11 protein-coding genes are annotated in these 14,925 nt (G+C 51.6%); 1 reads left to right on the forward strand and 10 read right to left on the reverse strand.

Annotated elements, in window-relative coordinates:
- Positions 1 to 897: a p-hydroxybenzoic acid efflux pump subunit AaeA gene (gene aaeA / locus GTPT_RS01315; protein ID WP_051845726.1), complete on the reverse strand. Its 897-nt coding sequence runs from the start codon at positions 895 to 897 to the stop codon at positions 1 to 3.
- A 42-nt stretch (positions 898 to 939) separates the two neighbouring features.
- On the reverse strand, positions 940 to 1,143 hold the full coding sequence (gene aaeX / locus GTPT_RS01320) for a p-hydroxybenzoic acid efflux pump operon protein AaeX (RefSeq protein WP_025903802.1): 204 nt from the start codon (positions 1,141 to 1,143) through the stop codon (positions 940 to 942).
- Between the two features lie 251 nt (positions 1,144 to 1,394).
- Between aaeX and aaeR the strand changes: the two genes are divergently transcribed.
- Positions 1,395 to 2,315 (forward strand): HTH-type transcriptional activator AaeR, encoded by a 921-nt coding sequence (aaeR, locus tag GTPT_RS01325; RefSeq protein ID WP_025903801.1) that lies wholly within the window; start codon positions 1,395 to 1,397, stop codon positions 2,313 to 2,315.
- 46 nt (positions 2,316 to 2,361) lie between these two features.
- On the opposite strand, the gene tldD is transcribed toward aaeR, so the two are convergent.
- The 8 genes from tldD to csrD form a co-directional block, all read right to left on the reverse strand.
- Entirely contained in the window at positions 2,362 to 3,807 is a 1,446-nt protein-coding gene (tldD, locus tag GTPT_RS01330) for a metalloprotease TldD (RefSeq protein ID WP_025903800.1), read from the reverse strand.
- A 69-nt stretch (positions 3,808 to 3,876) separates the two neighbouring features.
- Entirely contained in the window at positions 3,877 to 7,683 is a 3,807-nt protein-coding gene (gene yhdP / locus GTPT_RS01335; RefSeq protein WP_029990422.1) for an AsmA2 domain-containing protein YhdP, read from the reverse strand.
- Positions 7,684 to 7,821: 138 nt separating this feature from the next.
- Entirely contained in the window at positions 7,822 to 9,291 is a 1,470-nt protein-coding gene (gene rng / locus GTPT_RS01340) for a ribonuclease G (RefSeq protein WP_025903798.1), read from the reverse strand.
- Positions 9,281 to 9,874: a Maf family protein gene (locus GTPT_RS01345; protein ID WP_025903797.1), complete on the reverse strand. Its 594-nt coding sequence runs from the start codon at positions 9,872 to 9,874 to the stop codon at positions 9,281 to 9,283. Before GTPT_RS01345 ends, rng begins: the two co-directional genes overlap by 11 nt.
- A gap of 8 nt (positions 9,875 to 9,882) precedes the next feature.
- Positions 9,883 to 10,374: a rod shape-determining protein MreD gene (mreD, locus tag GTPT_RS01350; protein ID WP_029990423.1), complete on the reverse strand. Its 492-nt coding sequence runs from the start codon at positions 10,372 to 10,374 to the stop codon at positions 9,883 to 9,885.
- Positions 10,371 to 11,357: a rod shape-determining protein MreC gene (mreC, locus tag GTPT_RS01355; protein ID WP_025903795.1), complete on the reverse strand. Its 987-nt coding sequence runs from the start codon at positions 11,355 to 11,357 to the stop codon at positions 10,371 to 10,373. Before mreC ends, mreD begins: the two co-directional genes overlap by 4 nt.
- Before the next feature lie 145 nt (positions 11,358 to 11,502).
- Entirely contained in the window at positions 11,503 to 12,546 is a 1,044-nt protein-coding gene (mreB, locus tag GTPT_RS01360; RefSeq protein ID WP_025903794.1) for a rod shape-determining protein MreB, read from the reverse strand.
- A gap of 356 nt (positions 12,547 to 12,902) precedes the next feature.
- Entirely contained in the window at positions 12,903 to 14,813 is a 1,911-nt protein-coding gene (gene csrD, locus GTPT_RS01365; RefSeq protein WP_029990425.1) for an RNase E specificity factor CsrD, read from the reverse strand.
- Positions 14,814 to 14,925 lie beyond the last annotated feature (112 nt).

A 14,925-nucleotide genomic window follows, 5' to 3' on the forward strand; every position in this document is an offset into this window, starting at 1 on the left:
TCAACCAAACTCACGTAGTCGGTTCAGTAAATCTGTCGCCGGAGAGGGTTTTTCATCAGGCCGGTCTTTATCTCCGGTAACCACAACCGTCGCCGTCGTCCCTGCCGGGAAACGATTGCCAGGTTGCACATCCAGATGAATACGCACCGGAACACGCTGTGCCAGACGGACCCACTCCAGGTTAGAATCGACCGTCGCCATGCCCTTGGAGTCAACACTGCTGCTACTGTTCGTCACCCCGGCGGCAATACTGTCGACGGATCCTCGCAGGACGGTATTGCTACCCAGCGGAGTAATTTCTGCCCGGTAACCCGGTTTAACACCACTGAGTTTGGTTTCTTCCATATAGGCAATGACATAGAATGTGCGAGCCTTCACCAACGCCACAGCCACAGAGCCACGGCTGATAAATTCTCCGCCATACACCGTCAGGTTAGTCACCCAGCCATCTGCCGGCGCCCTGACATCCGTACGGGTTAAATCAATCTGCGCTAAATCACGGGCAGCTTTCGCCTGAGCCAGTTGCTGCTCGCTGGTTTGCAGAGTGTTATTTGCCTGTTCTACCGCTTCTTTCGACAACGCAACGGCACCCAACTGGTTACGACGTGCGGCTTCGCGGCGCTTCTCGTCCACGACCGACTGGTAATAGTCAACATTCGCCTGCGCTTCATCCAGCGCTTCCTGGAAGCGTGGACGGTCAATTTCAAACAACGTGTCGCCTTTTTTCACGAACTGGTTATCATGCACTTTGACATCAGTGATGAGCCCGGTGACGTCAGGAGAAATCGCCACGACATCGGCGGCAAATTTAGCGTCCCTTGTCCACGGCGATTCGGTGTAGTAGACCCAGGCGCGAAAAACAATCACGATGGCAACGGCCACCAGGATCAGGGTTATCGCATAACGTGCGACTTTTTTTAAAGCGTTTTCACTGAAACCTCAGACCATTAAACTGGAAACAAGATAAAAGACACAGCAATAAAGAGCCGTATTAAAAAGTGAAGGATGCCAGACCAGGTCATAAATACCGGTGGGCGTCAGAATTCTTTTCACCACCCAGAACAACAGCAGTGACAGAATGAGTTCAACGAAAACGGGCGGAAACGATAGCCCGAAAACGACTAGTACCGGGTGAACACTCATTAAAAATCCTTTAGAATCAAGACCATAAATCAAAAGGCACTCGGATACCTGATGATCACGGCCATCAACATCAGGATGAACTCGACCTGATGGCGGGTGAACCACAAGCATATGTCAACAAAAGCGATTTTGTATAATTTTCAGACGTTACTGCAGCACAAAATTATCGATGCGATCAGACTATAGTAACGTGTCTGATAGTTAGTTTTCTACAAAATGTGACGCAAATCACTTTTAAGCCAGAGTTAATAATGGAAAGATTGAAAGGAATGTCTGTTTTTGTGAAAGTTGTCGATCTCGGTTCTTTCACTGCAGCAGCACGGCAATTACACCTTAGCGTATCTTCTGTGAGCCAGACAATCGCAAAGCTGGAGGATGAGCTTCAGGTTAAACTTCTTAACCGAAGTACACGGAGTATCGGCCTGACCGAAGCCGGCAGGATCTATTATCAGGGCTGCCGACGCATGCTGCATGAAGCTAATCAGGTCCATGAGCAGCTCTACGCCTTTAATAATACCCCTATCGGTATGCTGCGCATCGGCAGTACCACAACCATGGCGCAGAATGTCCTTTCGCCGATGACCGCTCAGCTGCTGCATGATTACCCCGGTCTGAGCGTCAATCTTATTACCGGTAACCCTGCGCCTGATTTGATAGCTCATGGACTGGACCTGGTGATCCGCTCCGGTACTCTGGAAAATTCCGCACTCTTTTCCCGGCGCCTGGGAAGTATGCCAATGGTGCTGTGTGCCTCAAGGCATTTTCCGGGACTGCATGAGTTACCCGGCCGTCCGGAGGAGTTAGAAAGTTTTGCGTGGCTGGAATATAGTGTGTATCCCTACAATGAATTTGAGCTGGTTTCACCGGACGGGCAGACGCTGACACTGACACCGAAGGGGCGTTTTGCCACAAATGATCCACTGACACTGATTGGCTGGCTGAAAGCGGGCTCAGGCATCGCTTATGTGCCGTTAATGTGGATACTGGATGAGATTAACCGCGGTGAAATTGAGATCCTTTACCCGCAGTATCATGCGAAACCACGCCCGGTGTACGCACTCTATACGGAAAGGAATAAGCTACCGCTCAAGGTTCAGGTCTGTATTGATTATCTGACCGAATATTTCAGTGAAATGGCAAAAAAATATCAGGAAAACCGGGCAAGAAATTAGTACGCACCCCCGTGACTGACGGTGCGTACTCAGATACTGCAGAAGATCAGGCGGTACCACCGACCGTGAGTTTATCCAGCTTCAATGTCGGCTGACCGACACCGACAGGGACACTCTGTCCGTCTTTACCACACACACCCACACCTTTATCCAGCGCAAGATCATTACCGACCATAGAAATCTGCTGCATTGCTTCAATACCTGAACCTATCAGCGTCGCCCCTTTCACCGGCGAAGTAATTTTCCCTTTTTCGATCAGATAAGCTTCAGAAGTTGAGAAAACAAATTTACCGGAGGTAATATCGACCTGGCCTCCACCGAAATTCGGTGCATATAAGCCATATTCAACACTTTCGATAATCTCCTGTGGCGTTGACTGGCCGCCCAGCATGTAAGTGTTGGTCATCCGGGGCATTGGCAGATGTGCATAAGATTCACGACGACCATTTCCGGTCGGCGGAACCCCCATCAGACGGGCGTTCAGCTTATCCTGCATATAACCTTTCAGCACGCCGTTTTCGATCAAGACATTGTACTGACCCGGTACACCTTCATCATCGATTGCCAGAGAGCCGCGCAGTCCGGACAGCGTACCATCATCCACGACCGTACACAGATCAGACGCCACTTTTTGCCCCATCTGTCCACTGAAGACCGAGGTCCCGCGGCGGTTAAAATCCCCTTCCAGCCCATGACCTACAGCTTCATGCAGAAGAACTCCCGGCCAGCCCGCACCCAGTACTACCGGCAAAGTTCCTGCCGGAGCCGCAACCGCAGACAAATTGACCAGAGCCATGCGCACAGCTTCTTTCGCCCAGGCATCAGCCCGGACTTCACCCTCTTCATCGGCCAGGAAGAACTCATACCCGGTACGCGCGCCCCCGCCGCTGGCACCCCGTTCACGTTTACCGTGATCCTCCACCAGCACACTGACAGATAAGCGGACCAGAGGGCGAATATCTGCCGCGAACGTTCCGTCGGTTGCTGCGACCAGTACCTGCTCATAGATACCTGTCAGACTGACACTGACTTCCTGTACACGAGAGTCCTGTGCACGTGCAACTTTATCAACACGGTGCAGAAGGGTGATTTTATCCTCACGGCTCAGGCTATCCAGCGGGTTAACTGCCGCATACAACGGCTTATGGTTCACCGCGGCCAGCGTTTTCACTTGTCCGTTACCGGATTCACGCACAATGCTGCGGGCAGCTTCAGCACTTTGCTGAAGGGCATTCAGCGTTAGCTGGTCAGCATACGCGAATCCTGTTTTCTCGCCGCTGATAGCCCTGATACCCACACCCTGGTCAATATTCCATGAGCCTTCTTTAATAATGCTGTCTTCCAGACCCCATGATTCATGGTAGCTCGACTGGAAATAGAGATCGGCATAATCCAGACGGCGTTCTGAAAGCTGGCCTAACAGGGAAGAAATATCCTGCTGTGTAATATTATTGGCAGTCAGTAACTGCTCACTTACCAGATTCAGTGTCATCGTTTCTCACTCGTATTATCGCGTTTAGCTATAGCCTGCTGTAATTCCGTGATGCCGTCAATTCAGACATCATTTATCAGTCCGGGGTTTGCGGAGTATCTCATGGATTTGCGGGTCATCCAGGGTTCCGCCAATATGGTAACGCAGCAGGGAGATTTTATTCCATAACGGGGCCAGGGCCTTACTTGCGGCAAACACGGCCGCCCCGACCACGGGATTAATGACAAATGCCGTCGCCACACCCACAGACGCTGACAATTCAGGTGCGACACTGGCATTCAGATTGAGCCGACGGCGAACAAAATCCGCATTCCCCTGCATCGTGATATCGGCTTCCAACCCGTCAATAAACAGATTATCGGTACGTAATACCCCTTTTTCAATCCAGGCGGTCCCTTTGATCGAGTCAAAATAGAACCCTTTATTGCTGAAGGTATCTCTGAAATCGAAACGTAATTTACGCAGCAAGGCATCCACACTGACCAGGCGCAACAGCTGTCCGGCTGTCCCGGTATTGACACTGGTGATATCTCCTTTACCGGTTTCCAGTTTCAGCAGACCACTGAGGGTCGGCAGATCCGGCTGCCAGGGGGCCTTCTGCCAGTGAAGATCATAGTCCAGTTTCACTGGTGCGCTCTGCACAGGAGAAGTCACACCGAACCACTGTAATGTCCGGCTGATGTTGTCACTGGTAATTTCCCCCTTCAGAGAGGTACGGGAATGCGTACCTGACTGATCCCATTCACCGCTGACTTTCAGATGTGTATATGCGGAGTCCAGCAACCCATCAGTAAGCACTAACTTTTCACGAGAGGGCGTTAAACGTGCGGAAACTTTTCCGACGTTCTGACCGGCAAACCAGCACTGATGACATTGCAGTTGCAATGCCGGCCATTGTGCAAAACTGTATTTCTGTGTCGTGGTCGATGGTGAAGAGATGTTGTTCCCGGCCGGCCACTGTGGATTGTAGTACAGGTAGTCGAGATTCAGTTGCCACGGACGGTTCGGGTTTATTTGTAACTGGCCCCGAATTTCTTTACCGTTTGCCGTCACCCGTGTCGCACCATCCACACTCCGTGACAGTAATACCGTCAGGTCGTTCCAGTTCTGGCCACCCAGCGCCAGTGAGGGTGTATGCAGAGTGATATTTCCGGGCAGTTCAAACGGCTCTCCGGACGTTTTCAACGCATTGTTATCAGAATGATTTCCGCCAAATAACGCCAGCCACTCTTCACCCTGTAGCGCCGGCAGGTTCAGTATCATGGAGGGGGAATCCGGAAGTGCTGGCAGCTTCGTGGTCTGGTCCTGCCACTGTCCTCTATCCAGCCGGAACTCCGGCTCAAGCAACCAGCGACTGATAAATCTCTGGTCCTTACCGGCGCGGCCACTGAGCAGGAAACTTTTTAAGTCCCCTTTGACATTAATCTCAAACGGAAATGCACTGCCTGAATCTTTCAAAAGCGGCGATGGTAAGTGACTACTTACATCCTTTGCATCTCCCTGTATCGCGACCTGATAATCAGCGCCCCCGTGATACGGCAGGCTGATACTGACCTTCCCCTGCCACGGTAATTTCCCGCTCAGTCGTGAGCGCAGTGACGCCGGGAGTAATTTCAAGGCCGCAGGGTTCCATTGCGACTGCAGTGCAATATTAACCGCAAAGTCTTTTTCCTGCTCACGGGTATTGAACGTGAATTCGACCGGTTGTCCATACCATTGGGCATGCAGAGTATCACTGTCCAGGGCACCATTCTGATACCGGAACCGGCCGTTCATATTTGTCAGCCGGGTTTTTAGAGGCTTGATATAGAGACCATTATTGTTCAGTCTGACATCCCCGGTCGCTGTCACCTGTTTGCCATCCAGCGGAATATCCAGGTTGAGATGACCGGCGACGTTTCCCTGGATCTGTAATTGTGCGAGCGTTGCCGCCAGGGATTTAGCCAGCGGCGTCTGACGGAAATAGTCATGAATGTCCTGGCCGCTCCCACTGACATCGCCGTTGATAATTAACTTTTCCTGACGATAGTCAGTGATATCAGCCGTCAGGTTCTCAGCCACCGCGTTACCCAGCCGGGCATGGGCCGCTTTCATCCATAAGCCGTCATTGACGAAATTCAGGTCAATATCCAGGTGCTGCAGAGCTGGCCAGTCCGGCTGAAAAGCATAGGTGGCGTCACGCAGCGGAACATAGACCTGAAACACTCCGTCATGGTGACGGAACGGAAAGTTGTGCGGGTTACCGGCAAAAATCAGCGTCGCATTACGGGTTTGTCCCCCTTTGATTGCACCACTCAGATAATCCGTCAGACCTTTCCCCATCAGATGGTGAGGGAAATATCGCCAGGCATCCCCGGCATCGGTCACGTCCATGCCGGCAAGGATATCCAGACGTGGCTGGCCTCCTTTTCGCTGCTGATAACGGAAGTTACCTGCCGCTTTCAGCGATCGTGCACTGGCGATCACATTCTCTCCGGACAATAACAGATCACCGTTCCGGGTATCCCAGCGGAAGGTACCGGTAACGCCCTGCATTTCCAGAGGAGCTTTAAAGGTATCCCCGACCGCCAGATCCTGCGGGCCGGCTGACAGGTTGATTTCTCCCTGGTCAAAACTGCCGCTGCCTTTGCCGGAAAGATCACTGACGGCAGGCAGCGCTTGTGTCGCCTGCCAGCTCAGGTTGTGCCAGCTGGCGAGAAAGCGGCTCTGCTGAGGGTACGGTAAGGAAAAGTCGATCGCCAGGCTGTCTATATTCCCTTCAGGCTGCAGAACGCGCCATTGTTCGGCCAGTCCGGGGGCCAGCGGTGCCAGTAGCGGTACCAGCGGCGCGATCCGTTGTAAATCCAGCCGGGTCGCCCGCAGACGAATTTCGGAGGTCTCTGCTGCGCGCAGTAAATTATTCTGTTCCGGTTGCCAGTAGAAGGAGAGTGAGCCTTGCGGCCAGGGAATGTCGTCTGTTGCAAGCCCGGTCCGCGGAATAGTCAGCGCCCAGCCTTTACCTGTACGGAACAGATGTGCGGTAAGATTATCGACAGTAAGCTGGTGCGGATCCTGACCTGCCTGCCAGCGGGCAGTGCCTTTGGTGAGTAACAGATCCCCGGAGTCCGGCACCCCGGCTTTCAGGTTGACCCAGGCCTTCAGGCTGAAATCGGCAGTACGGAGTGTGGTGTTATCTTTCATCCAGCGCCCCAGCCAGGGTTTCGCATCGACGCTATCTGCCTGTAACCAGACTCTGCCGGTATCAATCATGCCGTTAAGATCGTTCAGGTCCAGCCTGACCTGAACGACGCCATGCTGGCCAGTGATACTGCTCAGGCTGACTTCACCTTCAGCACGATGACGTTTACCCTCATTAAACCAGGTCAGTTGCGGGATAGCTAAGTGAACCTGCTGTCCTGACAGCGACGGGAAGCTTATCTGGCTGTCCCGCAAAATAAAGTGGTCAAAGCGGTGGAGAAAGAGATTTTCTACCTGGCCGAGGCCCAGCGACTGACGGGATCCGGAAGAAGACCGGGGTAAGGTACGGGTCGACAGCTGTAATTGCCAGAAGGTCAGATCGCGGAACTGTAACCGGGCGTGCAGTAATGACTGCCAGACGTCCAGCGCCAGCCGGACATGGAAAACCCCGAGGGTCGTACCGTCGCCAAGGGTACTTTGCAGACCGCGGATCTCAACCACCGGGCCAAAATTCTCCCAGCGACCGGTGAGTTCATCAGCATGGAGGGAGGTGCCACTCAGAGAAGAGACCGCCGACAGAATTTCTGTACGGTACTCATTCATATGCGGCATCAGGAGTCGTAATCCACTGATAAGCAGAGCAACGATAACGATAAGCGTAGCGGCTATCAGCGACAAGATCCCGGGCAAACGCCTCACACACTTCTCCTTGATTAATTCAGTAATAACCCCGGTAGGGCAAGCCGGTGCCAGCAGTAAAAGCTCTGATGCATATTATAGCTGAACCCGGGATCATCATCCTGATAATCCTCCGGGTACAGCGACAGGGGTAAGTCCTTACATCATGACCACATCAAATTGTTCCTGGATATATAACGGCTCAGCATGGATTTTTACCTGCTTACCGATGAATATTTCCAGTTCGGCCAGTGCGTGGGATTCTTCTCCTTTGAGAGCATCTCCCACGGCCTGCGAGGTATACACCAGAAAGCTGTCAGTATCATAGGCGTGATGCACGCGCACAATCTCACGCATAATCTCATAACAAACGGTTTCAACGGTTTTTACTGTTCCGCGTCCGCTACAGGTAGGACAACCGCCGCACAGCACATGTTCCAGACTTTCACGGGTTCGCTTACGGGTCATTTCCACCAGCCCCAACGCCGAAAAGCCATGGATCCCGGTTTTCACCCGATCTTTACTTAATACATTTTCCAGAGAGTGTAAAACACGACGGCGGTGGTCATCATTCGCCATATCAATAAAGTCGATGATGATGATCCCCCCGAGGTTACGTAATCTCAGCTGGCGGGCAATCGCCTGGGTCGCTTCAATATTGGTATTGAAAATCGTCTCATCCAGGTTTCTGTGACCAACAAAGGCCCCGGTATTGATATCAATGGTGGTCATTGCTTCCGTCTGATCGATGATCAGATAGCCGCCAGACTTGAGTTCGACCTTACGGTCGAGCGCCCGCTGAATTTCGTTTTCAACGTCGAATAGATCAAAAATTGGCTGTTTGCCGGTATAGAGCTCAAGTTTTTGTGTCATTTCCGGCATATATTCTGCCGTGAACCCGAGCAGCAATTCATAGGTCTGACGGGAATCTATCCGGATGCGATCTAATTCTGCTTCCACAAAATCGCGTAGTACCCGCTGTGCCAGTGCCAGCTCACCATATAACAGCGAGCGTGTCTGATGACGTTTTTTACGCTCTGAGACTTTGCCCCAAAGCCGTTTCAGAAATGCGGCATCCTGTGCCAGTTCAGTTTCACCGATACCTTCGGCAGCAGTACGAATAATAAATCCGCCATTTTCGTCACAGTAATCTGCAACGACTTTTTTCAGCCGGTTCCGTTCTTTTTCACTTTCAATACGCTGGGAAACGCCCACATGCGAGGCTCCCGGCATAAAAACCAGATAACGGGAAGGTAACGTAATATCGGTGGTCAGTCTGGCGCCCTTGGTCCCCAAAGGATCTTTCACCACCTGAACCATCAGATCCTGGCCCTGACGGACCAGTTCAGCGATATCACGGACATGGAATTTCTTTTGTTCATCCCCCGCCACACATTCAGTATGAGGGACAATATCAGAGGCGTGAAGGAATGCAGCCTTATCCAGACCAATATCGACGAAAGCAGCCTGCATACCGGGCAAGACACGGCTGACCCGGCCTTTATAAATGTTACCGGCAATGCCCCGTCTGGACTCTCTTTCGATATGGATCTCTTGCAGGATCCCGCCATCAATATAGGCGACACGGGTTTCAGAAGGGGTGACATTCACAAGTAATTCAGTGGTCATACTGCTCCTTTTCCGCCGTTAACACCTGTAACCGGGCGAGCAGCTCTTCTGTTTCAACCAGCGGGAGTCCGACGACAGCATAGAAGCTGCCATCAATACGACGAACAAAACGCCCGCCTTTTCCCTGGATCCCGTAAGCACCGGCTTTGTCCATAGGTTCACCGCTGGCAATATAACTCTCAATATCGGCAGAACTCAGCTCACGGAAGGTGACATGGGTAATAACATTTTCGGTGACGGTTCCCTTACGGCTTGCCACCGTCACCGCGGTCATTACCTGATGCGTTTTTCCTGACAGCGTTGTCAGCATCTGCCGTGCATGCGCTTCATTGGCAGGTTTTTCAAGGACCTCGCCGTCAGCAACCACAATCGTATCCGCACCGATCACCGGTAAATCGGTCGGTGCGATACGCACACCTGCCAGTGCTTTATCTAACGACAGGCGGCAAACATACGCTTCTGCCGTCTCGCCCGGGTGTCTGGACTCTTCGACCGTCGTTATCAGACGTTCAAAACGCAATCCTGCCTGAGCGAGTAATTCCTGTCGGCGGGGTGAACCGGAAGCCAGATATAAGTCGGGCATAATCATCCTTACTGAATGGCAAACTGATGACGAATTTTCCGCATCAGCAAATACAGCCACGGCCAGAGAATACCATTAACGATACCGCCCCAGAAAATCTCCGGCCGGAAAGAGACATCGCTGACCATAAATTCTGCCCAGAATACCACCACATCAACAAAAAGTGATAAGACGGTCACCATGCAAGCTTGCTGCCACAGGGCAAGATTGCGGAACAGTTGAAATTTATAAGCCACCAGATAAGCCACCAGGCTGAGTGCCAGTGCCCGCACTCCCAGTGTAGACCCGACGATCAGATCCATTACCGCCCCAAGGAAAAAAGCAGTACCGACATTGACCCTATGCGGTAAAGCCAATACCCAGTACAGCAGGATCAGCAATAGCCAGGAAGGCCGGAACATATAAAACTGATCCGGCCATGGCATGACTTCAAGGATAAGAGCTACCAGAAAGGATAACCAGATAATCCAACGCCCCTGACTCCTGTAATGACTAGTCAAGGACGTTCTCCATGAGCAGAAGACGTGGGGGCAGCGGGGTCGTTATTCCCCTCTACCCGACCGGCCTCGCCTGCTGGCGGTAAAACCTGTGGCATCACCTGCATGAGTCGTTCATCAGCGGCCTGATGTACGGCTTCGGGTGAAATATGGGTGCCGTCAGTCGTATTACTGTTCCAGAGAAGCAGAAGATAACGCAGGCGTTGTAAACCCGCTGCAGGTTTCGCCTGAATAATTGTCGCTGCACTACGGGTATCTACAGACACCGAAGAAACCACACCTACCGGATAGCCTTCCGGAAAACGCCCCCCCAAACCGGAACTGACCAGCACATCGCCGACCCGGATATCCGGATTGCCGGAGATATTTTCCAGCTGCAGATTTTCAGCACATCCGGCACCTGAAGCTATGGCGCGGACATCGTTACGCAATACCTGCACGGGTAATGCATGGGAGGCATCACAAATCAGCATGACGCGACTGGTAAATTTCCCCACAGAGACCACCTGACCCACCACGCCTTTTTCGCTGATCACCGGCTGCCCTTCATAGACGCCATTATCGCTGCCACGATCAATGATGACCTGATCACTGTAAGGATCTGCCCCCGCAGAGATTACCTGAGTAATCATTTTACGTTCACCGGGACGTAACGGTGACCCCAGTAATTCCCGCAAGCGAATATTTTCCTGCTTGTACTGTCCCAACAGCAACAACTGACTCTCTTTCAGCATCAGTTCACGGCGCAATGCCGTATTCTGCTGTTCCAGCATTTTCCGCGACGCAAATGTTTCAGCAGCACTATCCAGAAAGCGTCCGGGTCCATCTGCCAGAAAGTAAAACGGGCTTACAGAAGTATCCAGGTAGCTACGGATCTCGCGGAAAGCTCCCAGACGACTATCGGCAATGATAATGGCTATCGCGGCAACCACTGCTAAAACTAAGCGTAACTGCAGAGACGGACCTCTGCGAAAAATCGGCTTCATAAATCCTGCGTGTTCCTCAACAAATATTAAGGGAGTGCGTTTAGCCTGCACTCCCTTAGGCTGGACACGTCATCATTGGGTGTTCAGACAGCAATATCCGGCTATTCAGCGTAGCCGGTAAAAAGCTCAGGGTACGGCCGGACTATCACTCTTCGCTGAAGAGATCCCCGCCATGCATATCGATCATCTCTAACGCTTTACCGCCGCCACGGGCTACGCAGGTTAAAGGATCTTCAGCGACGACCACAGGAATGCCGGTTTCTTCCATCAGTAAACGTTCGAGATTACGTAATAACGCTCCCCCGCCGGTTAATACCATACCGCGTTCTGAAATATCAGAAGCCAGTTCCGGTGGGCACTGTTCCAGGGCAACCATTACCGCACTGACGATACCGGTGAGAGGCTCCTGCAATGCTTCCAGTATTTCATTGGAGTTCAGCGTAAACCCGCGAGGAACACCTTCAGCCAGGTTTCTGCCACGAACTTCAATTTCCAGCACTTCATCACCCGGATAGGCAGACCCTATCCCGTGTTTAATGCGTTCAGCCGTAGCTTCACCAATTAATGAACCATAGTTACGGCGCACATAATTGATAATAGCTTCATCAAAGCGATCACCGCCGATACGTACAGAAGATGAGTAGACCACGCCGTTCAGAGAGATCACTGCCACTTCAGTCGTACCGCCACCGATATCAACCACCATTGAGCCGGTGGCTTCAGAAACCGGTAATCCGGCACCGATAGCGGCAGCCATAGGTTCTTCGATAAGGAAAACTTCACGCGCACCCGCACCCAGTGCGGATTCACGAATGGCACGACGCTCAACCTGAGTCGCACCCACCGGGACACAAACCAGTACGCGCGGACTCGGGCGCATAAAACTGTTACTGTGTACCTGTTTAATAAAGTGCTGTAACATTTTTTCAGTGACGAAAAAGTCAGCAATCACACCATCTTTCATCGGGCGGATAGCGGCAATATTACCAGGCGTACGACCCAGCATTTGCTTAGCTTCCTGGCCGACGGCAGCAACACTCTTCGGAGAGCCGGCACGATCCTGACGGATAGCGACCACAGAAGGCTCGTTCAGCACGATGCCTTGCCCTTTTACATAAATCAGGGTATTGGCGGTACCCAGGTCAATGGACAAGTCATTGGAAAACATGCCACGAAATTTTTTAAACATATCTAAGGGGTAATCCTGCAAGCTGGGGGCGGAAAATAAAATCCGCTTACTTTACCAACCACACGAAGCCGCCACAAGGCGCAACAACATTCTGCTTCGGTGAAAAAACAAACAATTGTACATTTATGCCAGCATGATTTATTGCAAGCATCATCACAGCACTGTAAACCCGACATTTTTCCGCCAGCCATTTTTTACGTAAATCGCTAACGGAAACAAAATCTAACATTTATAGCCTGCTTTTCAAGCAGACAGACTCTGAAAAGACAGCCAGATAATCCCTCATGAAACCCGGTTCGCCTGTGTTTCACTGTATTTCCTGCGGCCTTTTCCAGCCGGAATCATTTCGCATAAATTTATGCCGGTAAGGGTGGCGCAATAAAATCGCCTTGTCCACCGCTAACACCTAAATTAATCAGCATCATCCACTCTTCACGCGTTCTGACACCGGTAGCGAATACTAACGTTGATACCGCATGACAACTCTCAACCAGGCTACTCACCAGTAATTGATTCTCCGGACAGCGTTCAATATTGCGTACCAGTCCGCTATCCAGTTTGATGACCTCTGCTTTAATCCGTGACAGATAGGCACTACTGACCAGGGTCTGACCCGCCTGACTGATAATAATCCGGCAACCGAAGGCCCGCAGGTCATGCAATACGGTAAATAACCGGTCGATGTGTTGACACACATCTGCCTCAGCAAGTTCAAATAAAAAATTTTTTCTTTTAGAGCGAGGTATCTGTAATAGCATTTTGTAGAGCCATTTCGCAAAAGGGCGTTGTAACAAGGCATCTATCGTTAACGGAAACGACCAGTCGCCCGTCCCGCTTTCTGCTGCCAGCAAAAACCCCCGGGTCAGAAACTGGCGATCCCAGAGTGCAGCCATTCCTATATCACAGACCACTGGCATATATTCTGCGGGCAGAATGGATTGATCCTTATCCTTAATACGCCCCTGTAATACCCGGTGATGTATCTGCCCTTGCCAGTCAGTGACTGCTTTTTGCAGGAGTAACGGGCCACCTCGCTGATAGGTACTTTCCAGTAAGGTCCGCCAGCGAACACTGCCACGGTCCGGCTTCAGGTGAGGGCTTTCTTCTATTGCCCAGTTATTGCTGCCAAGAAGCGTCGCCCTGCGCATTGCCAGATCCAGCCGCTCCATCACCTGTGCCATACTCTGGCCACGCTGCCAGTCACTGATCGCAATATGCACAAAATCGTCTTTATTATAGACTCCGAACGGTGCAGAGGCTTCCGCGGCAGTCACCAGTTTTGCCGCGATCCCCTCGGCTTCTTTGAGCGATCGATGAGGCAATAACACGGTGAAATCATTCTGAAAATACCGGGCCAGCAATGCCCCGGGGTAACAACTGATCAGCGCTGACACACTATGAACAAACTCAAACAGCCGCTGATTATTTCGCTCTGCTTCATTCGCTGCCGAAACCCCCTCTGTCCCGGTGAAGCGAAGCATCATAATACAGCCATGCTCTGCGGCCTCTTCCTGCGGATCAAGTAAAGTGGCGAAACGACTGTTAAAGAAAAGGCGGTTATTAAGCCCGCTTTCGGTATCCAGCGACGCAAATTCACGGATCAGGGTATCTATCCGCACACGTTGAACCCCGGCCTGTTCTATCTCCTGTAAAAGTGTATCAATCGCCTGACTCACTTTCGGCGGCCACTCAGTTATCTCAGGAGTTAATGCTTTAGTGCGATCACCCAGTAAAATCCGCTGACTTCTGGCTTCCAGTAACCCCATCCCTGAAGACTGCCGATCCAGCCAGAAATGCAGCAACAATAAGAGCGCAGACATCACCAGTACAACGACCCCCATGACGATAAAAGTAGAAATGCCGGCAAACGACACAAGCCAGGTCTGGACAGGGTTCAGGATAGTAATACGTAACGTCAGGGAAGGATGGTGCAGTAACCCGGTGGAAAAATGGTAAAAATGGTTGGGGGTAGCTTCAACCAGTGGGAACTCATGACGGGAAAGATTAATGACAGCATGTTTTCCGTCATATAATTCAAGTCGCTCAATATTGACAACCGGCATCACTCCACGCAGCCATCGTGTCATTTCCGAAGGGGGGCGAACAAAAAGCGCCTGATCAATAGAAGTCGCAAGCGTGTTAAACTGATGCTCAATACGCTGTTTATTGAGCCAGAGAAAACTGGCGATACAGCCGAATAACATCAATAACATCGCCAGCATACTGACAAAAGTAATGAGTGCGGTAAGCCGTGTCGTTGAACGCATCCCTGTGCTCCCGGTGACTGAAACCGATCCAGAATAAGATAATATCAGCATCCCGCTGACCGTTGAGCGAAAATAACACAAGCCTTTCCTCTCTGCAGTGATAACTCATGGC

This window comes from Tatumella ptyseos ATCC 33301 (genome assembly GCF_000735525.1).
GTDB classification, from domain to species: Bacteria; Pseudomonadota; Gammaproteobacteria; order Enterobacterales; family Enterobacteriaceae; genus Tatumella; species Tatumella ptyseos.

Excerpts from the sequence above, each read along its gene's own strand:
- rng (WP_025903798.1), bottom strand. The coding sequence starts at position 9,291 with ATGACCACTGAATTACTTGTGAATGTCACCCCTTCTGAAACCCGTGTC.
- mreC (WP_025903795.1), bottom strand. The coding sequence starts at position 11,357 with ATGAAGCCGATTTTTCGCAGAGGTCCGTCTCTGCAGTTACGCTTAGTT.
- aaeX (WP_025903802.1), bottom strand. The coding sequence starts at position 1,143 with ATGAGTGTTCACCCGGTACTAGTCGTTTTCGGGCTATCGTTTCCGCCC.
- GTPT_RS01345 (WP_025903797.1), bottom strand. The coding sequence starts at position 9,874 with ATGCCCGACTTATATCTGGCTTCCGGTTCACCCCGCCGACAGGAATTA.
- aaeR (WP_025903801.1), top strand. The coding sequence starts at position 1,395 with ATGGAAAGATTGAAAGGAATGTCTGTTTTTGTGAAAGTTGTCGATCTC.
- tldD (WP_025903800.1), bottom strand. The coding sequence starts at position 3,807 with ATGACACTGAATCTGGTAAGTGAGCAGTTACTGACTGCCAATAATATT.
- csrD (WP_029990425.1), bottom strand. The coding sequence starts at position 14,813 with ATGCGTTCAACGACACGGCTTACCGCACTCATTACTTTTGTCAGTATG.
- mreB (WP_025903794.1), bottom strand. The coding sequence starts at position 12,546 with ATGTTTAAAAAATTTCGTGGCATGTTTTCCAATGACTTGTCCATTGAC.